The organism is Pseudomonas sp. PSE14 (genome assembly GCF_029203285.1).
GTDB lineage: Bacteria > Pseudomonadota > Gammaproteobacteria > Pseudomonadales > Pseudomonadaceae > Pseudomonas.
In genome coordinates this window covers 5491710-5514579 of sequence record NZ_CP115669.1, presented here as the reverse complement: position 1 = coordinate 5514579, position 22870 = coordinate 5491710, and the positions used below count along the sequence as shown (strand labels likewise).

Here is a 22870-nt window from a genome sequence, read left to right as displayed (position 1 = left end):
GACACCGCCGGGTTCGTGGCCCGGAGGGCGTGCTGCAAGCAGGTGCAGCACGAAGCGATGCGCAAGGCGCATCGGCGAGTGAAGAGCAAGGGGTGTGCCAGTCCGCCAAGCCCCGGTTTCCGGGCTTTGCCTGGGGGAAATAGCCCGTCGAATAGGCGGATTCTTGCTCAGCCGTCGACATCGTCGGCGGGATTCCCGCCACCGGAGAAGAGCAGGCCGTGTTTGCGCAGCTTGTCGTGCAGGGTCTTGCGCGGCACCCCGAGGGCTTCGGCGAGGCTGCGCAGCGAGTTGTGCGGACGGCTCATCTCGGCGGCAATCAACGAGCGCTCGAAGGCCTCGACCTGTTCGTTCAGACCTGTGCCGGCAGAGGCCGGGCTCGTATGGGCGCCGCTCTCGTCGAGCCCGAGGTCCAGCCCCAGCGCGTAGCGTTCCGCGGCGTTCTGCAGCTCGCGGACATTGCCCGGCCAGCCGTGGGCCAACAGTTGTGCGCGTTGGGCGGAGTCGAGGGGACGCGGTGTCAGGCCATGTCGCTGTGCGCCGCGCTCGGCGAAGTGCTGGAACAATAGAAGAATATCGTCGCCGCGCTCGCGCAGCGGAGGTATGCGCAGGCTGGCGACGTTCAGGCGGTAATAAAGATCGGCGCGGAAACGACCTTCGTCAGCAGCCAGGCGCAGGTCTTCCTTGGTTGCCGCGATGATGCGGATATCCAGCGGAATGAGCTGGTTGGAGCCCAGGCGTTCTACCGTGCGCTCCTGTAGTAGGCGCAGCAGCTTGACCTGCACATCCAGGCTCATGCTTTCGATTTCGTCGAGGAACAGCGTGCCGCCATTGGCGTATTCGAATTTGCCGATGCGCCGCTTCTGCGCGCCGGTGAAGGCGCCTTGCTCATGACCGAACAGCTCGCTTTCCACCACCGACTCGGCCAGTGCGCCGGCGTTGATGGCGACGAAGGGGCCGTTGCGCCGGCTCGACAGGTCATGCAGGGCGCGGGCGACCACCTCCTTGCCGGAGCCGGTCTCACCGAGGATCAGCACGTCGGCCTGGATCGCCGACAGCGAGGCGACTTGCTGCTGCAGGCGTTGCATGGGGGCGGACTGACCGACCAGGCGGCCGCGCAATTCCTTCTGTTCGGAAAGCGCCAGGCGCAGGCTGCGGTTCTCCAGCACCAGGCGGCGCACATCGAGGGCGCGGCGCACGCTGTCGAGCAGCGCATCGCTGGGGAAGGGCTTTTCCAGGAAATCGTAGGCGCCCGAGCGCATGGCCTTGACCGCCAGCGGCACGTCGCCGTGGCCGGTGACCAGGATCACCGGCAGCTCAGCATCCTGGGCGTGCAACTGCTCCAGCAACTGCAGGCCGTCGATGCCGGGCATGCGGATATCACTGACGATCACCCCGGGCCAGTCACGCGCCTGCTGCGTATCGAGCTGGCGCGCGTCGGCCAGGGAGACGACCTTGAAGCCGGCCAGGTCGAGGGTCTGGCACAGCGCCTGGCGCAGATGCGGATCGTCGTCGATCAACAGCACTTGGGTGGTGGAATCGAAGGGCGCGGCCGAACTCATGCGCGGGTTTCCTCCTGCGGCGTCGAAGTCACGCCGGGGATGCCCGGCAACAGGTGCAATTGTACGAGAGCGCCGCCTTCGGGGTGATTCCCCAATTCCAGGTGCCCGCCTAGAGTGCGTAACAGGGTGTCGCAGATGGCGAGGCCCAGGCCGAGGCCCTTGGCGCTGGTCTTGGTGGTGAAAAAGGGTTCGCGGGCGTGGGCCAGCGCCTGCTCGGAGAAGCCGGGGCCGTTGTCGCGCAGGGACAGGATGATGCGCTCGGGTGTCTGCTCGGCGGTCAGCCAGATGCGTCGCGGTGGCGCCTTCTCAGTGAGCGCGTCGAGGGCGTTGGACAGCAGGTTGGAGAGTATCTGCCGCAACCGGGTCTCGCCGGCCTGGACCCAGATCGCCGCATCCGGCAGGTCGCGTAGCAGTTCCACGTTCATCGCCTGCCGGCGCGGCGCGACCAATGCCAGGGCATCGTTGATCGCCGGTTGCAGGGCGACGTTCTCCGGCGCGCGCCGGGCGCCACGGGCGTAGGCCTTGAGGTGGCCAATGATCGAGGCCATGCGCCCGGTCAGCTCGCCGATCTGCTGCAGGTTGCCGCGGGCGTCGTCGTAGCGCTCGTGGTCGAGCAGCACGCGGGCGTTGTCGGCATAGCTGCGGATCGCTGCCAAGGGCTGGTTGAGTTCGTGGCTGATGCTGGCTGACATGGTGCCCAGGGCGGTCAGCTTGCCGGCCTGTACGACTTCGTCCTGGGCATGCATGAGCTCGCGCTGTGCCTGCTCGCGGTTGCGGACCTCCTCCTGCAGGCGGGTGTTGGCATCTTCCAGTTCCTGGGTGCGCTCCTGAACGCGCAGCTCCAGTTCGTGCTTGGCTTGCGCTTCGAGCTCTATGCGCTCCAGGTAATGGCGGCGGCTGATGGTCAGGAGCGACAGCAACAGAAGCAGTGCGACGAGGGTGGCTGCGCCGATCAGCACGACGCTGCGCACCGGGCCGTCCACCTGAGTGCGGGGGGTGTAGATGCTGACGGTCCAGTTGGTCTCCGGCAGTTCGCGGCTCTGGCTGATCCAGCGGCGCTGGTCGATCTTCAGCGGCGCAGGGTGCAACACAGGATAAGGGATGTTCTCGGCGATTTCGCGCTGTTTGGCAGGCGACAGTTCCCGGCTGGAATGGAAGCGCCAGGCCTTGTTGGAGGACAGGATGACCACGCCGTCGCTGTCCATCACCAGCAGTTGGTCGGGCGTATTGCCCCACAGTTGCTCCATGTGTTCCAGGTCGACTTTCACCACCAGCACGCCCAGCAGCGTTTCTCCGTCTCGCACCTCGCTGGCGAAGAAGTAGCCACGGCGCTTGGAGGTGGTGCCCAGGCCGAAGAAGCGCGCCGGGCGCCCCTGCATCGCTTCCTTATAGTAAGGACGGAACGAGAAGTTGCGGCCGACGAAGCTGTCGGGCTGGTCCCAGTTGGAAGCGGCCTGGGTGATCCCGTTCGGACGCATCAGGTAGATGACGTCGGCGCCGGTACGACCGCGGATGCGGGCTAGCTCCAGGTTGGCGGCATTCTGCTGGGCCAGATTGCCGGGAGACTGCAGCGCTGCTCGCAGGGTGGGCAGCTCGCCTAGGATCGGGGGCAGGTCCTCGTAGCGGCGAAGTGTACCGAGCAGGTTGGCGACGTAGAGATCGAGGGTTTGCTGGTTTTGCTGGGCGATCTGTTCGCTGTAGTAGCGTTCGGCGAGGTGGTGCAGGGGCCAGAGCAGCGGTGCCAGCAGTAGGGTGAGGAAGGCTAAAGAGCGCCAGCGAACGATGCCTATCATGGTGATTACTCAGAGTAAGAGTGGGCTCTCTTGAGATTATTTCAGGCCTCATTCTTAGGTTCTGTGCGAAAAGTAATTTCGTAGGAGCCGGAGGGTGCATGCTGGGGGACTAAGGCAGAAATATTATTGTCGCCCTGTCGCCCTGTCGCCCTGTCGCCCTGTCGCCCTGTCGCCCTGAACAGTCTTTTTTCCCAACCAGAGGGTACTCGTGACGCAGTGAATCAATCTATTAGGTGATGAGTGTGCAAGTGCCCGATTATTTGGTCAAATGATGCCATCACCACTCAAGTCAAAAAATCAATGGTACCCAGTAGAAAAAAGGCTAGACTCTCTCAAAAGACTTGCTGGACTGTGCCTGAGTGTAGCATCTAGAGGCTCCTGTTGAGGACCAGTGACCATTAGTGCGGTTTTTTTTAGTCTCTATTTGAGAGAGGTCAGACCGAGTGGGGTAGAGGGTTCGTACATTCTTATGATCGTGTCTAAAGTTAGAGGTATCGTCTGATTGATAGCGCCGCTACGTGCAAAAAAGAGAACTTGATTTTCTCTTGGATTATTAGTAAGTGCATATTTCGAAATTTAACTATACGATGAGCTCTATTCTGCATTGCTCAGTATAGTGGCGAGATTTTATAGCGTGAAAGGTCCCTAAGCCAAATGGTAGAATTTTCCATTTGGCTTAGGGTGGGTTATTGGTTTAGGCGATATTTTTAGTTATATGATTTTGCTTGGTTGCTTTGAGTTGGTTGATAAGTTTCAGAAGATAAGAAGCGATTTAGTTCATGGCCAACCAAACTCGCTGCATAGTCAGAGATATGATCTGTGACACCATACATTAGCCGTCCTCCCTTCATGTATGGGCAAACATTCTCTTTCATGTCGCACAGTATAGGAGTTGCATCAAATACTCTTACCATGCCGGAGTGCCTTCTCTCTATCTCATTGAGCATTGCTCTATATTGCTTTGATGATGAAAGATAATTTTCTAGCGGTATATTGCAGTTTGGATTGTGGGGGCGAGTGATAGCTCTATCCAATATTTTAGAACTAGTCTTGCGATCTATGCAGTCTTCTGGGTGAGGGAGTGTGGGGTTGTCAACCAAAAGAACTACTTTTTTTTCGTGAGAGACTAGGTGGGAGACTGTATTGTCCAAACCCGCTAGCGCTAGATTATAGTGAGGACTCTCAGGGAGGTCGTCTATGGAGTAATCATTCTTCAGTTTGAAAAGTGCCCGAGTAGCTACCGCAATAACAACGGTGTCAATGTTGCTGTTGTCCGTTATGATCTCCATAGCCCTTTTTACGGGCTCCTTCTTGTAGTAGCTATAGGCTGGGTCGTCCGATAGGACTGGGAATAAAGGGCCGCTATCTCCTGTGCCAAAGAATATCCAGTCTCCATTCTTCACAGATGTTCTAAATAGTCCCTGGAATACTGCTCCAGCTTTGCTGTCGCCAATCAGCGCATATCTAGGTTCGCCTCTGGGGTCGATTACGCAGCGGAACAGAACACCATCCTCTGGTTTCAAGAAATTACACTTCCTTGCGAATTCTGGCCATCCGCCGTCATCGCCAGAGTGCTTCATGCTGTAGTTGAGTTTTGCTACTTGCCTGGAGTCAATTCCGTTTCTTTGATAGGTGTAGAGTCCGACAGCTAAAACTAATGCCATGGTAGATATTAGTGCCAGCGGAAAAATGGGCGTCTGATAGTTTCTCTGTCGAATCGGCTTTTCAATTAGAGTGTATGTGAGCCAAGCTAGAATTATTGCAGCTAAGGCAAGCCCACCACGAGCAGTAAATTCTGGTTCTCCATACAGGATTCGGGCATAGGACAGCAACGGCCAATGCCACAAATATAGTGGATAGCTAATTAGACCAAGCCATACGATAACTGGATTTGAGAGGACGGTTCGGTTCAGCCAGGCGTAACTTCCAGAGGCAATAATTAATACCGCTCCAATGGTAGGGAGTAACGCCCAAGCGCCTGGGAAGTTGTCTTCTCTTACCCAAATTACTCCAGCAGCTATGAGGGATATTCCTACAGCGCTGCAAACAGTGCGCAGCCATGTCTTGATCGTGGGGCTAAGGTCGATTTTATATTTCTTTCCATGAAATTCGGAATAAGCTAAAGATGCACCGAATAGCAACTCCCAGAACCGCGTAACCGGCCAATAAAAAGCTGTCGTAGGGTTTTCATGGGTCAAGAACATGTTCAGAGTAAAGGAGATCGCACCCAGAATTAGGGTTGTCACCAGGAGGTTTAGTCTGAGCCTCCAGGCGGCCCATAGAAGAAAGGGCCATACTATATAAAATTGCTCCTCGACTCCAAGTGACCACAAGTGAAGCAAGGGTTTAGTTGCTGCGGCATTGTCCCAATATCCATTTTCAAACCATAAGACGATGTTGGAAGAAAAGATGGAGCCGCCTGCAATATGTTTTCCGAGTTGTTTGAATTCGTCAGGTAATAGCGTGAGCCATCCAAAGAAATATACGAATGTAAATACGGTTAATAGTGCTGGAAATATGCGCTTCACGCGCCTCGAATAAAAATCTATAAGGCTGAAGGTTTTTTTCTCAAGATTCTTTATGATGATTCCAGAGATCAAAAAACCGGAGATTACAAAGAATATATCAACCCCGATGAATCCGCCTGGCATGAGCTCCGGGAATGCGTGGAATATCACAACGCACAATACCGCTACTGCGCGAAGGCCGTCAATATCAGGTCTGTACTTTAAGTGTAGAGACTCTTTGTCTTTGTTAAATATCATAATTATCCATGTATGCGATATCTAAGGCCAGAGGTTCCCAGTGCTTTCAGTATACCTAGTTGCTGGTCAAGAGGATCACTAGCCCCACAAGATACACTAAAAGTAGTGATTCAGAGTGATCATTTGGGGGCAGTGTTTCGGGGGCGCTAGTCGGTATGATCAAGGTCCATCGGGAAAGGGCTGCCACCAGGCGGCCCAATGTCTCAGTGGCACTTCTGCAGTTTTGCGGTTCTTCTTGCCAGTTCGTTTCCGTCCTGATCCCTAAAGACGAAAGTGACACCGTCAAAAACCCAAGGGCCTGTATCTTTGCTTGCTTGGGGGCCACCTTCCGTCCAAGGCTTTTCTTCGGCTGCCGGCGCCTTGATAAAGACTCTAACGGTTTTTACTTGAGTTGACTGGACGCTCCAACTGGCTGTGATCGTCCGATTTTCTTTACCGCAGCTATCAATGGGCGAAGATGATATCGCAAATGAGCTTGTATCATTGCAGCCACTGATGAGCACTGCCGAGGTGACTAGAATGAGTGCATTCTTCATTGCGAGTCACCGTTGGTAAACTTATCGAGAGTGCCTTCCATCTGCAGATAGGCGATGTTGTATATGTCTGAGGGGGCTCTGGTTGCAGACAGAGGGCTACCATTGATAGTCATTTGATTGACGATGTCGAAATAGCCGTCGTCGTGGATGTGTGCGCTACCCAGAATACTTGCCCCTAACATCCATGCACTTTTAACCGAGAAATTGTCCGAGTTGCCAGTATTGCTGATGAGAAGCCAGGGTACTTTCTGGTTGGTGGCAGTCTGCCCGTCAGTGAAACTCACGTTTTGGTAGACCTCCTGAAAGCCTGGCAAGTGGTCGCCATAGAATCCGAGAATGTAAGGCTTTCCTCGCTTGTCGAGGTACGCCTTCAGGCGCCCTAGCTCTCGGTCTGCATTTTGAATATGGTAGAGGTAGTTTTTAAGCTCGGTTTTTCCTCCTTCGCTCAGCGATTCCGGCACTGAAATGGAGTTCCAGGCGTCCTTATGCGCAACAGGGCTCTCCGAATAGCTGCCATGTGCTTCCATACTGATTGCAAAAGTGAATACAGGAGCCGATGCACTTTCCAGCTTGCTGATGATGACATCTGTCATGGACCTGTCAGACATGAACCAGCCGTCGTTCTGACTGCCCTCAGGGAAATCCTTCAGAGTAATGAATTCATTGAATCCGAAGTTCTTGAAGGTATCGTTCCTGTTCCAGAATGTGCCTGCGTTTCCATGAATTGCAGTTGTCAGATAACCATTATCTCTAAGCACCGATGCTAGCGTCGGAATCTTCTTCCCGATAAGTTGGAGATAGGGGTAATCAATTTCCGGATAGGCTGCTAAGGGGATAGCGGAGAGGACTTCGAACTCTGTTCTTAATGTGCCGCCACCAAAGGCTGGAACCTGCATGTAGCCATTTTGAGCAGATTGACGCAGCGCGACCAAATTAGGCGTGATTTTCTGTGCTTCATTCAGCTCAGTTAGAGTTGTGGGATCGAAGAAGGATTCGCTTTGTATGAGAATAATATCGGGCTTTGTGGTGTCAGCAATGGCGGGGGTACCGGAAATCTTGGCGTCTTTAATGACCGATTGCGCTGCTTCGATATTAATGTCCTTGTGTTCGTATACTTTTCGCTCGAGACTGCGATAGACCAGATTGCCAATTACTCCTGAGTGGACACTGCTTTGCTCATTGGTCCAGGCAATTCCCAAAGCCTCTTCGCTATAGAACGCTGTCAACCAGGACGCAGGTTGTGTCATTGCATAGAGGATGTAGAGGGGCAGTGTAATTCCATAAATTCGTATAAGCAGGCGACTTCGTGAAACTATGGGTTTTTCAAGGGTAAATGCGAGAATCAAAAATATTACAAGTGCGAATATGCCAATTGATAAATAGGTCTTGTCTATGTAGCCGAGGAATAGTTGAATTGTCTCGGTGTTCAAGCTGTTTATCAGCAGAAGGTCGCTGATCGAAAATACTCGAAGTAGGTGCTCAACTATGGACTTGTTTATGAGATAGAACGAAACTGTGATGGTGATCGAAAAAACTGTGGCGATGAGTATTCGGTTGAATAAAGATAGTAGAATAAGATTGATAAGGAGGAGCGGGATTGCATTGAGAATAAATCCGGAGGATATTGTGTAAGTCCCTTGCTCCAGTCCGATGGAGAATCTATCGGCCATCCATGCGATAATGGTTATAATTAAGGATGATAGTAGGATCAGAGGGAGTCTGTGCTTCATTTTCTTCTTTGTATTAGTGTTGGATGTTATGCTTCTGAGTCGGCTATTAAAGAAGTCCAATGGCTTGTGATAGGGAGTCAATTCGCTTGGCATCATGCTTTGGGAAGTCGAACCCGTAGCAGATGAGCTTTCCTACTCCAGCGGCGAATCCTGCTTCCATATCGGAAGGGTTGTCACCAATCATCAGAGACTGCTTCATATCGATGGAAAACTCCCGTTCGGCCTCCAGCAGCATTCCAGGATTGGGTTTTCGGAAAAAACTATCCTTCAAATAGTTTCCGACTCCATGCTTCGGGTGAAATGGGCAGTAGTAGGTCTTGTCAATCCGGCCGGAATTTAAGTTGAACTGAATTGAGACCCAGTCCATCAGTTCGAGGAAGTCTTCTTCCGAATAGTAGCCCCTGCCAATCCCGGCCTGATTGGTTACTATTATGACCAGATATCCACGCTCACGTGCTTTATGTACAAGCTGGAAGATATCGGGGTTGAACGTGAAGTTTTCCTTTTGGTAAACATAGCCGTAATCAACATTAATGACGCCATCCCGGTCCAGAAATAGCGCCTTATTCATGTGGTGAACTCTGAAAGCTCTGTCTGTGCTCGATTGAAGTCGGTGGGAATTCCTATATCTATGAATTTCCCCTTTGTTGTGAAGTTGACGAACTCCACTTTACCCACTTCTCTCTGCAAATAATCCGACTCAAGAGAGAATGCTTCACCAACGGGGAAGTCGTTCAGTTGAGACTTGTGGAAGATGTAGCAGCCAGCGTTAATCAGACCGTGTCCGCTTTGATTCTTCTCGGCAAAGGCAGATATGTTATTTCCGGATGTCAAGATACGCCCGTACCGTGTTGTGTCAGGGACCTCGCGAGAAACAATGATTGGCTTTCCGAAAGTGTTCCAGAGCTTCTCGGTTTCCTCGACTTCCAGATCGAGGAACGTGTCGCCATTGAAGACGTAGATATGCTCAGCGGTACAGGAGGACAGTGCTAGACGCACTGCCCCTCCGGTTCCTAAGGGCTTGTCTTCCTTGACGTAGGTCAGGCGGATTCCGGCAAAGGAGTCCCCGAAGTGATCGGAGATTATTTCGCTGAGGTGTCCTACAGACAGCACAACCCGAGTGAACCCCTTCTGCGCAAGCCGGGACAGAAGAATCTCCAGAAACGGCTTTCCACATATGGGGGCCATGGGTTTGGGCAGGTTGGGGACTACTTCGCGAAGGCGGGTACCCAACCCGCCTGCCAGTACGATTGCCTCCATCAGCGCTGGTCCTTGAATATCGCAACCTCTACGATTCCGCAGATGATATGGCCGAGAATCAAATGGCCTTCCTGGATTTTCGGGGTGCTGCCCGAAGGAACGGCGAGTACATGGTCGCACAGATCATGCATCGGACCACCCTTGTTGCCCGTGAGGCCAACGCAAGTCAGTCCCATCGATTTGGCTTGCTCCAGGGCCAGGAGGATGTTCTTCGAGCTGCCCGAGGTCGAATAGCACATAAAAACATCACCAGGTTGCCCTAACGCCTGTACTTGGCGGGCAAACAGCTTCTCGTATCCGTAATCGTTGCCGATGGCGGTGAGGATGGATGTGTCGGTAGTGAGCGCTACGGCGGGAAGGCCAGGACGATCAAAAGCGAAGCGGCTGACAAACTCGCCCGCGATATGCTGAGCGTCTGCTGCGCTTCCGCCATTGCCAGCAAGAAGCAGCTTGTTGCCTTTTCTCATGGCATTGGTGATCGAATTGGCTGCTTCCTGTACTTGAGAGAGTAGAGCAGCGTCATCCTGCATGAGACTCACAACACGTTGCGATTCTGCCAGTTGGCTTGCGATTTCATTGATCATTACAACCTCCATGCCTGAGTTCCGTGTTTTGTGAAGTGACAATTACTGATCTGCCCGCTGAAGCCGGAGAGGCAGCGGATTACGTCCATGCGGTTCTGCGGTGGTACGAAGAACATCATGAACCCGCCGCCACCGGCGCCGGACACTTTGCCAGCGCTTGCGCCAGCATCGATAGCCGAGTTGTAGATTTCGTCGATGTGGGGGTTTGAAACAGTGCGCGCAGAGCGCTTTTTGCTTTCCCAGCCCTGTTGCATGGACTCCACGATGCCATCGAAGTCACCTTTCAACAGGCACTCCTTCATTATCAGGGCCTCTCGCTTCAGTCCATGCATTGCCTCGATTGCTTGCTGCTCGCCGCTCTGAACATTACTGCTCTGATCGGCAATGATCTTTGCGGACTCACGAGATACGCCGGTATAGAAAAGCACCAATGACGCTTCTAGCTCGCAGATGACATAGTTCTTGATCCGCAGCGGATTGATGACAGCGCGGTCCTCGGCATAGAACTCCATGAAGTTGAAGCCACCAAAGGTCGCAGAATACTGGTCCTGTCGCCCCCCTTTGAGACCGCAGTCAATTCGTTCTATCCGGAACGCCAGATGAGCGATCGAGTAATCATCGAGGGGAAGATTAAGCAGTTCCGCAAAGGCGCGAATCATGACTACGACTAAAGTTGAGGACGAACCCAGGCCCGAGCCGGCAGGAGCGTCGCAGAAGGTCGTCAGCTTCATCGCGATAGGCTTGCCGCGGTTGTACTCGCGGATAATCGCGTTGTAGACGGCCTTATGCAGGTCCAGGTGGCCGTTCAAAGCGAAGCTTTCAGAGATTTCGTGCTGTTCGCTGGTGTTCTGGTCGGCGGCATGGAAGATCACGCTGGAGCTGTCGAGTGTCTCGATAACCGCGTATGCGTAACGGTCGATGGTCGCATTGAGGACATGGCCGCCAAATGTATCGCAATACGGAGAGACGTCAGTACCTCCGCCGGCAAGGCCAAGTCTAAGGGGCGCACGAGCGCGAATCAGCATGTGAACTCCTTCAGTCGTTCGGTTGGGCGTTCAATTTGTGTTTTCGTCAAAATCGGATGAGAAAAAAGATCGGCAATGGCCTGGCTGCTCTTCTCGTAGAACTCGAAATAGCGCTTACGGCTGAGCTCAGCCAGCGGCTTGAGCTGTTCAGGACGCTCGGAAAGGCTGAGCAAGTCACCGACCAGCGACACTAGGTCTTTATGCATGTGATGAGGATCGTTCGTCTCGATCCCTTTGGACCCGCACTCTGTCGTAAGCAGCGGCATGCCGTAGGCCATGGCTTGTACGGTCTTTACATTAATACCGGTCCCCATAGTCACGGGCGACAGGATGAGATCCATGTCCCTATAGAAGTCGCCGATATCTTCGACATACCCGAGCATTTTCACCCACGGGCGATTGAAAAGAGCAGCGTCCTTAGCCGGCAGTCTTTCTGCCATTTCCTTTATTTGACCTGCGATATGAATCTGGAATCGACAGCTTCCGTTAGTGTTCGACAGTCGCTGGTCGATCTTTTCAAGACAGTCTTTCACCAATGCCAGGTTGACGCGGTTGGCGCTAGCAACAATGCCAACCTTATTCAACTTGTTGAAGTCACGGTAGAGGAAGCGCGGAGCCTCGACGTGAGGAATTACAATCGATTTTTCGGAGGATGTGACTTCATTGAAGTAGCGCGACTCCTGCTCCCGTCGGGCGATGATTAAGTCGGCTCTTTGAAGATACGTGCCCTCTTCCTCGGGAGTGCAGGAGAAGAATTCAAGCGGTTGCCCGTTCTTTTTCAGCATCTCGTAACGATTCCCCATCTTGTCGTGGGTGTCGATTACTTTGAGTACATAAGAGGGAACGAACTCAAGGAGTTTTGACTGGAACACATAGGAGCAGAACACCATATCGATGTCATACTTGTCACAAAGACACCGGATCTGCTCTCCAAGCCCATCTTCATACCATCCATCGAATGGTATCGGAGCGCCGTTGGCCAGCAGCGGATTGTCATAAGGGATCACGTCGACAGAATTCCAGGCAGTCTTCATGTCCTGTAGGTCCGCTTCGGTATAGTCGTTACTCTGCAGCAGGACAAAATGGACGTTGTGCCCCATCTCCGTGAAGCGGCGCGCAAACTCCTGGATAGTCGCGCGGTTGCCATGGCTGGCAGGATGGGACGGGAACGGGCTGAAATACAGAACATTGAGCTTTCCGGTCGCCCTGCGCTCCATGGCGGAAGGCGGCAGGCTTCGTTCTGCTACGCCGGCTGCGAGCTGCCAGGAAGTGACAGGAAGGTGCTGGGATGCAAACTCTTTGCTCCACTTGTCTTTCAGGATCGCAATGTTGTGGCTTTGCAGGCCCGTGTTATGTGAAGGCGCTTGGTCTGCATAGCTCTGGTGCTCCAGATGGATGATCTCGGAGCGCGGGCAGTAAACAACCTTCAGTCCCTGGGCACGTGCTGTCATTGCGAGATCAGAGTCTTCGCAATAGGCATTCTTATAGCGCTCGTCAAAGCCCCCGTTAGCGGTCCAGAATGACTTTCTGATGAGAATGGACGCGCCGGAGATGTAATCGACTTCACGGGAGATGTTAAATACTGGAGTATGACGATTAAACCCACGGCCAACGTTATGCGCCGTGCCGTCATTGAAAAGAACGGCGCCTGCCTCTTGGATCACACCGTCGGGATACAGCAGTTTCGACCCTCCGATTGCGATTCGCTCGTCCGAGCACATTAGTTCGTAAAGAGCGGATAGCCAGTTCGGCAGAGCAATGGTGTCATTATTGAGAAGCAGAATAAATTCGCCGCTTGCGTGCTTTGCTGCATTATTACAATTTCTCAGGAAGCCGACGTTCTTCTCGGTCTTTACAACTTTAATTCCTGGGTAATAGCTGCTGGCGTTGATGGTTTCGTCAGTAGAGCCGTCGTCAGCAAGTATTATTTCATAAGGAACGAAGTGGCTGTTGGATGTTTCCAGAATCGAGTTAATGCAAGTGCTGGTCAAGTCCCATTTGTTATAAACGGGGATGATAATGGAAACAGCCGGCGATTGCCCTTGTGGCAGGGCCGGTATTGCTCGGTAGGCGCGCGATGCACAGTACTGAGAATAAAGATCCAGAGGAAGCGCCTTTGCATCACTCAATACTGCAAGCAAGGAGGCCCTATTCGCAGCATCGCTGAACAGATGGCTGATTAGATCCTGCCCGTTCTTCGAGATTTCTGACCAGAGCTTCTCATTCGTGTAGAGCTCAATCACTGCTTCTGCAAAGGGCGCTGGTTCATTTTCAATAAGTGCATGAACGCGATCACGCATATGCATGCCTTCGGCTGCGATTCCGGTGCAGATGCACGGCACGCCTGCACCCAGGGTCATCCCAACCTTACCTTTGATACCTGCGCCGAACAGGAGCGGGGCAACGCCAACGCGCATGCTCGAAAGCACCGGGTCCAGATCATCGACGAAGCCAACGACGCGAATGCCCGGCAGCGCATTTAGCTTTAGGACCTCCGGCGGTGCTTCGGCGCCAATGATATGGAATTCCACGTCTGGCAGTTTGGCGTGAACGAGCGGCCAGATATGATTGGCGAACCACTCGACTGCGCCGACATTGGGCGTGTGAGCAAATCCTCCAAGGAAGAAGATATTACGACGATGGTTAAAAGGAGCAGGGCTATCTTTCACCGGAACATAGAGTGCCGGGAACACACTGACTGGCGTCTCCGGCAGCTCCTTCTGAAGTATGGGCGCTTCCGCATCGCTGACGACGACAACGAGATCTGACTTTCGCATCATCGAAAGCTCTCGCACGCGTGTTTGCTCTGCTCGGGCGCGGGATTCGGAGCAGCCCTGCAGCGCTGCTTGTCTGGACTCGCGCAGGAAGTACAGGTCCGGGGCGTGGAAAATGACCCTGGATTGTGGGGATGCTGTGCGGGCAATATCCAGCAGCGACTCTGCAACATCCACCCTAATGAAATAGAACATCCCAAAAGAATGACCTTCAGTGCGAATATAGTGCGCCGGAGATCGGTATTGCGAGTTCGAGGTAATTACTTCCACGCCGAGAGAGGTTAGCTGCTCTTCATAAATTTCGCTTGGTGCGAAATTATTTGGGATGAATACAACTTCATACCCTAGCGCCTTGAGGTCGCTAAGTATTCCCACAGTCGCCCGCTCACCTGCCGAGACATCGGCACGAGGAATCCGGTAGTCCGCTACCAAGATCTTACGGTAATTAGGCGGATTGGAAGAGGTCACAAAGTCTTCGGACGGCGCTTCATTGTGAAGACGTGCGTAGATGCCGCGGAGACCTTCCGATGAGAGCAGGTGATATCCCTTCCGAAGCAGAGGTAATAGACCGTGATTCGCTTGGATTTTAAGTGCAAGCGTGATGCCAAAAGAGGTCAAAAGACGAATTGGGCGCGGAGCAGCCACTAGACGCGTTTTGATCATGTGTGGATTGGCAAGTACTGCTCTGAGTGACAGGGGCAAGTGTTTTGCAGATTTTATCCATGCTTGGGCCCCAGAAAACATGAAGTAGGTTGCCGGAAGTGCACAGATTGCCATGGCTATCCGTGATGGCAGGTTTATCCGAGCGGTAGGGGTTGAGATTCTTCGCAGAAGATTAGCTGTCACTCGCAGCGGCGACGCTATGCGCCATGAGCGGCTGTTTAGAATCGAGTTGATGGTATGGGTCTTTTCCTCCATGAGTTGGCGTAGAGCCGCCGAGGCCTCGCGCTCATGACGGAGTGCGCCTTCCTGATCTGCGATCTTGCATTTCAGCGAATCGATATCTTGATTAAGCAACAAGATTTTTTCGTCCCTACTGCTGATTTCCGCATCAAGCAGTCCGATCCTCTCGATATAGGTAGAAACATCTGCATGCTGTTTAGCAAGCAGTTCGGCCTGCTCGCTTAGCAGTTGGAAGTCAGCGCTCAGCTCATGGGGGTTGATCTCGTCGTCCCTGTCAAGCCTGTAGCCGTTGCGAATATCTTCCAATGAATCCAGCATCCTTGGCGAGTTTTGGTCTTGGTGTTTCTTGTCTTTCAATATGATGGCGACGAAGTCATTCCACATGCCGCCTTCGGATATCCAACCGGAAGAGTGGGTACCAATAAAAGACTCGAGTAAAGCAGGTGTATATCCATTGCGCTCTCCCCATTTAACAAGGGAGTGTCCCGCATCCGGGTAGAAGCGCCAGCTATCTGCTGGCCAGCGGTGGATGAATCCATTGCTGGGTACGTTCAGATAAAAAATACCATCCGGCTTTAGTACTCGGAGAATCTCCAGAAATACTAACCAGAAGAAATCTGAATGCTCGAAGCAGGAGCTGCAAACTACATAGTCTACGCTGTTGTTTTCAAATGGAAGTGCATACGGATCTTCCAGTATTATGTCCACTCCGTCGCCCGCTACAAAGTCGACACCAATATATTTTAGTCCTTTCGGGCATACATCTCTCAGGGAGCCGTTGACATTTTGCGAGCCAATATCTAATACGGTCTTCCCCTGCGTATTGGCGTAAGTTTGAAAGAAAGTCTTTCCATAAAACATTGCAGATTGATGCATGGGGTGCTCAGGCCATATAGGCAATAATTTACGATTCGTAAAGCCGAATATCTGTCATCGGGATTCCGATCAAGCCAGTAGACACTGGGTTGTGATGCGACTTGAATAGTATGGCGTCGTGAATCCAGTGGAGTTGGCTGTGGTTTTCCTGTGTGCCATTGGCGACCGCAACTTGAATCGTATAGTCTCCAGTGGGTAGCCAGGGCATGAAGAATTCGAACTCACCCGTGAAAGTGCTGTTTTTACTTATCGAGCAGTCATTTTCTCGAAAGCTTAGATATGTGTTGTCGCCAAAAAGTGATTGGCCCAGTCGGTCTTTTACAGAGAAGCCGATAATTGGTTTTGGAATTTGTCTCTTGGTTTCAACTTCTATGCGCAAGCATACTTTTTCACCGCCGACGGACCAGGTAAGTGGGTGGCCGCTGCTGTCAAGAAATTTGACGTCGGTTATTGTGGTGTCTTGTGTCGAGTAATCTTTGTCCGATGGGCTGAACTTGAATATCTCAAGGTCATTTCGTAGATTGCTGGAATTTATGAAGTCACTTCGCTGATCTCTCCATTGGAGAGAATTTGCTTTGACGCGATCGATTCTTTCCTTTGGAAGAATCGAAGTCGAGTTGCTCTCGTCTATGGCTTGAGCCTGGAGAAGGCTGTTGACATACTTCTCGCATACTTCTTTGGATGGGCCGTATGCGACAAGTTCGCCTTTTTCCAGCCAGATTGCCTTGTCGCAGAGGTTCATTACCGACGAGATGTCGTGACTAACAAAGAGGAGAGTATGGTTCTCTCGGAATTTTCGAATAAAGCGCATGCATTTTTGTGTGAAAAGTGCATCGCCTACTGCAAGTGCCTCGTCGATGATCAAAACATCCGCATCGACGTGTGCAACTACTGCAAAGGCCAGTCTCACAAACATACCGCTAGAGTAGTTCTTGACCGGCTGATCAATGAACTGTCCAATTTCAGCGAAGGCTTCTATTTGTTCGAAGCGAGCATCAACTTGCTCTTTGGTTAGGCCAAGGAGCATGGCATTCATGTAGACGTTTTCGCGCCCGGAGAACTCTGGGTTGAAACCAGAGCCGAGCTCAAGCAGTGCTGCTACTCGACCATTTACTTCAACGTTGCCGTGAGTAGGAGATAGTGTTCCGCACAACAGTTGAAGAAGTGTGGATTTGCCAGCCCCATTTCGCCCAATGATTCCGATCGCTTCGCCTTTGCGAAGTTGGAATGAAACATTACTGAGTGCCCAGAATTCCTGAGCGTAGTTCTTGGGTTTGCTGCCATGCAACTTCTGCAGCTTAGGGATGATCGCCTGCTTGAGCCTGTCCCGAGGACGGTTGTAAATATGAAAACACTTCGAAAGGCCTTCGGCGTTGATTGTGATTTCATTATTAGAGGACATCGGCGAAACCTCTACGAGTCTTCTGGAACCACGCGTAACCCAGCCATGCAACTAAGCAGGATATCAGCAGGTAAAATGCTAAGCCCGGCCAGTCAGGAATATTACCCCAGATCAATACTTGGCGAACCTGCTCGATGATGAATGTTAGAGGATTGGCCATCATCATCGGCTGCATATTTTCAGGCAGCGCGCTTATAGGGAAGAATACGGGAGAAAGGAAAAGCATGATGGTCGTAATAATTCCGACTGTCTGCCCAACATCTCTGAGGTAGACGCCGAGTGATGCAATGAACCAAGTCAAGCCAAGGGTAAATATAAGAAGGGGGAGAAGCACGAGAGGTGTTATTAAAACTGTCCAGTGTAGAGGCTTCCCGAGTACAAGAATCGCAGCAGTAAGAACTAGCAGGCTGATCAGGCCATGAAAGAGAGCGGCACCCACAGCTACTATTGGAAGAATTTCAAGAGGGAAAATAACCTTCTTTACATAGTTGGCATTTCCTAGAATAAGCCCTGGGGCTCGGTTGAGAGCCTCGGCAAATAGACCGTGTACAATCATCCCGGCGAACAGGATAATCGCAAAGTCCCCTTTGCTTTCAGTAGCAGAATTTCCCCAGCGAGCTTTGAATACAACCGAGAATACGAAAGTGTATACGGCAAGCATAAAAAGGGGGTTGAGAAATGACCAGAGAATTCCCATGACCGATCCTTTGTATCGGCCTATCACGTCACGCTTTGTCATTTGCGTGATTATCTGGAAATTATTCTTCACGCTGATGAGGAGAGAGAGTGGGCTGGAGGGTGTGCGTCTGCTCACGGATAAGTCTCCGCAAGTTTGAAGTTAAGGCCCGCTGCGTCCTTTGCAGAAAGGGTGGGTTCTCCGACATCTGCTAGGTGCGGCCATTCGATCCCTAAGTCCTTGTCGCGCCAGCTGATGCAGCGTTCATCGGAAGGGGAGTAGTAGTCCGTTGTCTTGTAAAGGAACTCAGCGACATCCGAGAGGACGAGGAATCCGTGGGCAAATCCTTCTGGGATCCACAGCTGCTGCTTATTTTCTGCGCTCAAAATAGCGCCAACCCATTTGCCAAAGGTTTCTGAACTTCTGCGCAGATCTACCGCGACGTCAAAAACCTCTCCGCATGTGACGCGGACGAGTTTCCCTTGAGGTGTGTTGACCTGATAGTGCAATCCCCGGAGTACTCCACAGGAGGAACAGGAGTGATTGTCCTGCACAAACTCCACGGAGCGACCGATGATCTCTTCGAATTTCTTGTGATTGAAGCTCTCATAGAAAAAGCCACGATCATCACCGAAGATATTTGGTGTCAACAGCACTACGTCAGGAATGGCTAGGCGGATAGATTTCATCAGTAGACAGTCTCGACTAGAAGGCGTTTCAGATATTGGCCGTAGCCATTCTTGGATAGTGGCTCAGCTAGCGAAAGCAGGGCTTCAGCGTCAATCCATTTCTGTCTATATGCAATCTCTTCCGGACAGGCGACCTTGAGTCCCTGCCTGTTCTCCAGGGTTGCAATGAAGTGGCTGGCTTCCAATAGAGAGTCGTGAGTACCAGTGTCTAGCCAAGCATAACCACGGCCCATGATTTCAACAGACAATTCATTCAGTTCAAGGTAAGTTTTGTTGATGTCAGTAATCTCAAGCTCTCCACGTGCGGATGGCTTGATACTCTTGGCGATCTCAATTACCCGATTGTCGTAGAAGTAGAGACCGGTTACGGCATAGTTTGACTTTGGCTTGGCGGGTTTTTCTTCTAGGCTGATGGCTTTGCCTTTTTCATCAAACTCGACCACGCCATAGCGTTCCGGATCAAGCACGTGATAGGCAAATACGCTGGCACCTATACTGCGCTGCATTGCGTTCAGCAGCAGCTCTTGGAAGTCATGGCCGTGATAGATGTTATCGCCCAGTACCAGTGCACATGGATCATTGCCAATGAACTCTGCTCCAATCAGGAATGCTTGCGCCAGTCCATCTGGTGAAGGCTGCACTGCATATTGCAGGTTCAAGCCCCACTGGTTGCCGTTGCCGAGCAATTGCTGGAAGCGCGGGGTATCTTGCGGAGTGGAAATGATCAGGATGTCGCGGATGCCTGCCAGCATCAAAGTGCTTAGCGGGTAGTAGATCATCGGCTTGTCGTAGACAGGCAGCAACTGCTTGGAAATAGCCAGGGTTGCCGGGTGTAGCCGTGTGCCGGACCCGCCGGCGAGAATGATTCCTTTACGTTTCATATAGAGCCCTGGTCCGCCAATTCTCGGATCATGCGCTGAACGTGATACTCCCAATCGGGAAGCAGGATGTCGAAAGTGCTCTGCAGCTTGGCATTGTTGAGGCGCGAGTTTGCCGGTCGCTTCGCTGGCAGGGGGTATTCGCAGGTGGTGATGGGAGCAACTTTTTCCGGTGTGGTGCGGAGTTGAACCCCGAGCCGTATAGCTTCGCTGATCACGAACTGCGCGTAGCTATGCCAGCTTGTTTCTCCACCGGCGACGAGGTGATAGGTGCCGGCAGCGCGATCATGAAGGCTGGGGTCCTGGAGGGTGCGATGTAATACTAGGCTGGTGACGTCAGCGATTAGTTCGGCACTTGTCGGCGCGCCGATCTGGTCGGCTATCACACGCAGCTCTTCTCGCTCTTTCGCCAGTCGGAGAATCGTCTTGGCAAAATTTCCGCCTCGGGCGGCGTATACCCAGCTGGTGCGGAAAATCAGGTGATGGCATTCACTTGCACGGATGGCTTCTTCACCTTCAAGCTTGGTCAGTCCGTAGACACTCAGAGGAGCGGTGGTGGCGTCCTCGCTGAATGGGGCGTCGCCACTGCCATCGAAAACGTAATCGGTGGAGTAGTGCACAAGCCAGGCGTTGATCTCACGCGCAGCCTTAGCCAGGGTTGCGACGGCTTCTGCATTGACCCTGCGGGCTGTGTTGATAGCGCTTTCAGCCTTGTCCACCGCAGTGTATGCGCCCGCATTAACGATAATGTTCGGGCGTTCATCGCGGACAAGCCGGTCTAGGCCTTCAAGGTCGCTCAGGTCTGCACGCTGTCGGTTACAGACCACCAGTTGCCCAAGTGGCGCCAGAGAGCGCTGGAGTTCCCAACCCACCTGGCCATCAGCGCCCAGGAGAACAATCTTATTCATGCGTATTGCTTGCCTACCCATTCCCGATAGCTACCGCTGGTGACGTTATTGACCCAATCCTGGTTATTCAGGTACCAGTGAACAGTCTTACGGATGCCGGTTTCGAAGGTTTCGGCAGGTCTCCAACCCAGTTCACGCTCAAGTCGAGAAGCATCGATTGCATAGCGGCGATCATGGCCCGGACGGTCCTTCACGAAAGTAATCTGAGTGCGGTAGCTCTGGCCATCAAGGCGGGGGCGCTCTTGATCCAGAATGTCGCAGAGGGTATGGACAACGTCGATATTGGCCTTTTCATTCCAACCGCCAACATTGTAAGTCTCACCAGGCTTGCCGCCCTCGAGTACTCGGCGAATGGCGCTGCAGTGATCCTTGACGTACAGCCAGTCGCGGATCTGTTGGCCATCACCGTAAATGGGGAGCGGCTTCCCGTTCAGTGCGTTGTGAATGCTCAGGGGGATCAGTTTTTCGGGAAAATGATAGGGCCCATAATTATTTGAACAATTGGTGGTGAGTACCGGAAGGCCATAGGTATGGTGGTAGGCGCGGACCAGGTGGTCGGAAGCAGCCTTGGATGCGGAATAGGGACTGTTCGGCTCGTATTTGTGGGTCTCGGTGAACGCATGGGCATGTGGCGCCAGAGACCCGTAAACCTCATCCGTGGAAACGTGTAAGAAGCGAAACTCAGCCTGTTGCTGTGCGGGCAGACTGCTCCAGTGCGCGCGGACGCTTTCCAGCAATCGGAAGGTGCCGACAATGTTGGTTTGAATGAAGTCTTCCGGGCCATGGATCGATCGATCCACGTGGGACTCGGCGGCGAAGTTGATGATGGCTCGCGGTTGGTGTTCGTTCAGTAGGCGAGACACCAAAGCATCATCACCAATGTCCCCTTGCACGAATAGATGGCGAGCATCATCGTCCAGGCTGGCCAGATTTTTTCTATTACCTGCGTATGTCAGCTTGTCGAGACTAATGACTGGCTCATCATGTGCGGCCAGCCAGTCCAGGACAAAATTGGCACCAATAAAGCCAGCGCTGCCGGTTACGAGAATGGTCATCAGGTCATAATCTCTGAAGAATGGCGGCAGCTATCAGGCCCAGATTGCCTAGCAGTGTCTGCCGATATACTCCTGATCGCAGGATCAGAATCATTCGTTTAAAAAGGTTTGATTGTCTAGCTTGAGCAAAAAGCACTAAGGCTTGTTGGCTGTCGTCATTCAGACAAGGCTGTATAGCCGTCATGGCACGGAGATTGGCGTCGTTCCACGCTTTGAACGTGCCCGCCATCATCTTGCGCAGTCGTCTCAGGCGGTCCGTAAAACTGGCGTTAGAACCAATCAGATTTTTTCCGTGCTGGCGGTAGCCGATGCTGGGCTTGGCGTCGTACTCGATGATGCCACCGCATCCAGAAACGACAAGATAGGTCCACCAGTCATGGGAAATTATCGGGTCGCTGTCCCGGGTCTTCATCAAGAGATTGCGCGTTGCGACGTTGAACAGCATGGTGTTGCCGCCGGCAATGCTCTGCACCAAAGCATTGCGGAACGTTGGCGCAGCACGGAAAAGGGGGGACAGACCGATCGGTCGGCCAGCTTCATCGATCAACTGCGTACGACTGCAGTAGAGAGCCGGCCGATTTTGGGGTATGCGTTGGCACCAGAGCATCGCCTGCTCCAGTTTATTGGGCGCCCAGACATCATCCTGGTCGCAATAAGCAAAGAAGGCAGCGTCAAGAGAGGGGCGCTTGAGCAAGGACAGGAAATTGGAGGAGAACCCGCGACGTGGTCCTTCCCAGATCACAAGACGATCTGTACCAAGCTCCTTCTGGTAAGTCCTCAGGATCTCGAGCGTTTCATCACTGGATCCGTCATCGGAGGCATGGATGACCCAGTTGCCATAGGTCTGCCCGATCAGCGAGTCGAGTTGTTCCCGGAGAAACGCGGCGCCGTTATAGGTCGACAACAGGATGGCGACCCGCGTATCACGGGCGCCTAGAGCCTTGTACTGATCCTGTGCCTCAATCGCGCTCTTGGCGATCACTGCTGTGCCCCTAGCGGTTCCATCCGCATGTTACAAGTTGGCCTGCTGGTGCGCGGGATGGCGCCAGTGCTGCTGAGCCTCGACCTGATCGCGGCAGGGTTTGGCAGAAGAGGACGTATTATATTCATGCAGCCTTCTCAGTAAACCTATGTCGTTGCTCCGGTTTTCACCATTATCGGGCGGCAGCGGCAGGTTCAGATAAAGAGCCTGTAGATTCGGTGCGAGCCTGAAGGTTCCTGGGGCAGTGCGCCATTCGTCTAAAGATTTCTCTGCAGTGCCCCAGAAACACAAAGGCCCACCAGAGGTGGGCCTTTGTGTTTGGCAATCATGGTGCCGGCACCAGGAATCGAACCCGGGACCTACTGATTACAAGTCAGTTGCTCTACCAGCTGAGCTATACCGGCAAGGAGGGCCGCCATTATAGCGGCGCCGACTGGGGTGTAAACCACTGATTTTGCAGTGTGATGCAGTGCCT

The 22870-nt window shown here is 52.8% G+C and carries 17 protein-coding genes and 1 tRNA gene; all 18 read right to left on the bottom strand.

Going from position 1 to position 22870, the window contains the following annotated elements:
- Window positions 1–167: 167 nt before the first annotated feature.
- Window positions 168–1559, bottom strand: a complete 1392-nt coding sequence (dctD, locus tag O6P39_RS25220) for a two-component system response regulator DctD (protein WP_275609093.1) — start codon at window positions 1557–1559, stop codon at window positions 168–170.
- Complete coding sequence (locus O6P39_RS25215) at window positions 1556–3352, bottom strand: sensor histidine kinase (protein ID WP_275609092.1); 1797 nt, start codon at window positions 3350–3352, stop codon at window positions 1556–1558. The genes dctD and O6P39_RS25215 overlap by 4 nt, the downstream gene beginning before the upstream one ends.
- Window positions 3353–4059: 707 nt before the next feature.
- Entirely contained in the window at window positions 4060–6117 is a 2058-nt protein-coding gene (locus tag O6P39_RS25210; RefSeq protein WP_275609091.1) for an acyltransferase family protein, read from the bottom strand.
- 203 nt (window positions 6118–6320) lie between these two features.
- Complete coding sequence (locus O6P39_RS25205; RefSeq protein WP_275609090.1) at window positions 6321–6653, bottom strand: hypothetical protein; 333 nt, start codon at window positions 6651–6653, stop codon at window positions 6321–6323.
- Complete coding sequence (locus O6P39_RS25200; RefSeq protein WP_275609089.1) at window positions 6650–8323, bottom strand: LTA synthase family protein; 1674 nt, start codon at window positions 8321–8323, stop codon at window positions 6650–6652. The genes O6P39_RS25205 and O6P39_RS25200 overlap by 4 nt, the downstream gene beginning before the upstream one ends.
- A 106-nt stretch (window positions 8324–8429) precedes the next feature.
- Window positions 8430–8954: an HAD family hydrolase gene (locus O6P39_RS25195; RefSeq protein ID WP_275609088.1), complete on the bottom strand. Its 525-nt coding sequence runs from the start codon at window positions 8952–8954 to the stop codon at window positions 8430–8432.
- On the bottom strand, window positions 8951–9643 hold the full coding sequence (locus O6P39_RS25190) for a nucleotidyltransferase family protein (RefSeq protein WP_275609087.1): 693 nt from the start codon (window positions 9641–9643) through the stop codon (window positions 8951–8953). Before O6P39_RS25190 ends, O6P39_RS25195 begins: the two co-directional genes overlap by 4 nt.
- A complete protein-coding gene (locus O6P39_RS25185; protein ID WP_275609086.1) occupies window positions 9643–10227 on the bottom strand; it encodes a D-sedoheptulose 7-phosphate isomerase in 585 nt (194 codons plus the stop codon). The genes O6P39_RS25190 and O6P39_RS25185 overlap by 1 nt, the downstream gene beginning before the upstream one ends.
- Window positions 10227–11252 (bottom strand): dehydrogenase, encoded by a 1026-nt coding sequence (locus O6P39_RS25180; protein ID WP_275609085.1) that lies wholly within the window; start codon window positions 11250–11252, stop codon window positions 10227–10229. Before O6P39_RS25180 ends, O6P39_RS25185 begins: the two co-directional genes overlap by 1 nt.
- Window positions 11246–15805 (bottom strand): glycosyltransferase, encoded by a 4560-nt coding sequence (locus O6P39_RS25175; protein ID WP_275609084.1) that lies wholly within the window; start codon window positions 15803–15805, stop codon window positions 11246–11248. Before O6P39_RS25175 ends, O6P39_RS25180 begins: the two co-directional genes overlap by 7 nt.
- 28 nt (window positions 15806–15833) lie before the next feature.
- Window positions 15834–17207, bottom strand: a complete 1374-nt coding sequence (locus O6P39_RS25170; protein WP_275609083.1) for an ABC transporter ATP-binding protein — start codon at window positions 17205–17207, stop codon at window positions 15834–15836.
- The gene (locus O6P39_RS25165; RefSeq protein ID WP_345774681.1) at window positions 17197–17946 is read right to left on the bottom strand and encodes an ABC transporter permease; all 750 of its coding nucleotides are present in this window, start codon (window positions 17944–17946) and stop codon (window positions 17197–17199) included. Before O6P39_RS25165 ends, O6P39_RS25170 begins: the two co-directional genes overlap by 11 nt.
- Window positions 17947–18017: 71 nt before the next feature.
- On the bottom strand, window positions 18018–18572 hold the full coding sequence (gene rfbC / locus O6P39_RS25160) for a dTDP-4-dehydrorhamnose 3,5-epimerase (RefSeq protein WP_275609081.1): 555 nt from the start codon (window positions 18570–18572) through the stop codon (window positions 18018–18020).
- Window positions 18572–19453: a glucose-1-phosphate thymidylyltransferase RfbA gene (gene rfbA, locus O6P39_RS25155; RefSeq protein ID WP_275609080.1), complete on the bottom strand. Its 882-nt coding sequence runs from the start codon at window positions 19451–19453 to the stop codon at window positions 18572–18574. The genes rfbC and rfbA overlap by 1 nt, the downstream gene beginning before the upstream one ends.
- Window positions 19450–20358, bottom strand: coding sequence for a dTDP-4-dehydrorhamnose reductase (rfbD, locus tag O6P39_RS25150; RefSeq protein WP_275609079.1), 909 nt, complete (start codon window positions 20356–20358; stop codon window positions 19450–19452). The genes rfbA and rfbD overlap by 4 nt, the downstream gene beginning before the upstream one ends.
- Window positions 20355–21413, bottom strand: a complete 1059-nt coding sequence (gene rfbB / locus O6P39_RS25145) for a dTDP-glucose 4,6-dehydratase (protein WP_275609078.1) — start codon at window positions 21411–21413, stop codon at window positions 20355–20357. Before rfbB ends, rfbD begins: the two co-directional genes overlap by 4 nt.
- Window positions 21414–21417: 4 nt before the next feature.
- Window positions 21418–22395 (bottom strand): glycosyltransferase family 2 protein, encoded by a 978-nt coding sequence (locus O6P39_RS25140; RefSeq protein WP_275609077.1) that lies wholly within the window; start codon window positions 22393–22395, stop codon window positions 21418–21420.
- 328 nt (window positions 22396–22723) lie between these two features.
- A tRNA-Thr gene (locus O6P39_RS25135) sits at window positions 22724–22799 on the bottom strand.
- Window positions 22800–22870: the final 71 nt, after the last annotated feature.

Bases quoted from the DNA above. Each gene is read 5' to 3' on its own strand.
- dctD (WP_275609093.1), bottom strand. From the start codon at position 1,559: ATGAGTTCGGCCGCGCCCTTCGATTCCACCACCCAAGTGCTGTTGATC.
- O6P39_RS25215 (WP_275609092.1), bottom strand. From the start codon at position 3,352: ATGATAGGCATCGTTCGCTGGCGCTCTTTAGCCTTCCTCACCCTACTG.
- O6P39_RS25210 (WP_275609091.1), bottom strand. From the start codon at position 6,117: ATGATATTTAACAAAGACAAAGAGTCTCTACACTTAAAGTACAGACCT.
- O6P39_RS25205 (WP_275609090.1), bottom strand. From the start codon at position 6,653: ATGAAGAATGCACTCATTCTAGTCACCTCGGCAGTGCTCATCAGTGGC.
- O6P39_RS25200 (WP_275609089.1), bottom strand. From the start codon at position 8,323: ATGGCCGATAGATTCTCCATCGGACTGGAGCAAGGGACTTACACAATA.
- O6P39_RS25195 (WP_275609088.1), bottom strand. From the start codon at position 8,954: ATGAATAAGGCGCTATTTCTGGACCGGGATGGCGTCATTAATGTTGAT.
- O6P39_RS25190 (WP_275609087.1), bottom strand. From the start codon at position 9,643: ATGGAGGCAATCGTACTGGCAGGCGGGTTGGGTACCCGCCTTCGCGAA.
- O6P39_RS25185 (WP_275609086.1), bottom strand. From the start codon at position 10,227: ATGATCAATGAAATCGCAAGCCAACTGGCAGAATCGCAACGTGTTGTG.
- O6P39_RS25180 (WP_275609085.1), bottom strand. From the start codon at position 11,252: ATGCTGATTCGCGCTCGTGCGCCCCTTAGACTTGGCCTTGCCGGCGGA.
- O6P39_RS25175 (WP_275609084.1), bottom strand. From the start codon at position 15,805: ATGCATCAATCTGCAATGTTTTATGGAAAGACTTTCTTTCAAACTTAC.
- O6P39_RS25170 (WP_275609083.1), bottom strand. From the start codon at position 17,207: ATGTCCTCTAATAATGAAATCACAATCAACGCCGAAGGCCTTTCGAAG.
- O6P39_RS25165 (WP_345774681.1), bottom strand. From the start codon at position 17,946: ATGACAAAGCGTGACGTGATAGGCCGATACAAAGGATCGGTCATGGGA.
- rfbC (WP_275609081.1), bottom strand. From the start codon at position 18,572: ATGAAATCTATCCGCCTAGCCATTCCTGACGTAGTGCTGTTGACACCA.
- rfbA (WP_275609080.1), bottom strand. From the start codon at position 19,453: ATGAAACGTAAAGGAATCATTCTCGCCGGCGGGTCCGGCACACGGCTA.
- rfbD (WP_275609079.1), bottom strand. From the start codon at position 20,358: ATGAATAAGATTGTTCTCCTGGGCGCTGATGGCCAGGTGGGTTGGGAA.
- rfbB (WP_275609078.1), bottom strand. From the start codon at position 21,413: ATGACCATTCTCGTAACCGGCAGCGCTGGCTTTATTGGTGCCAATTTT.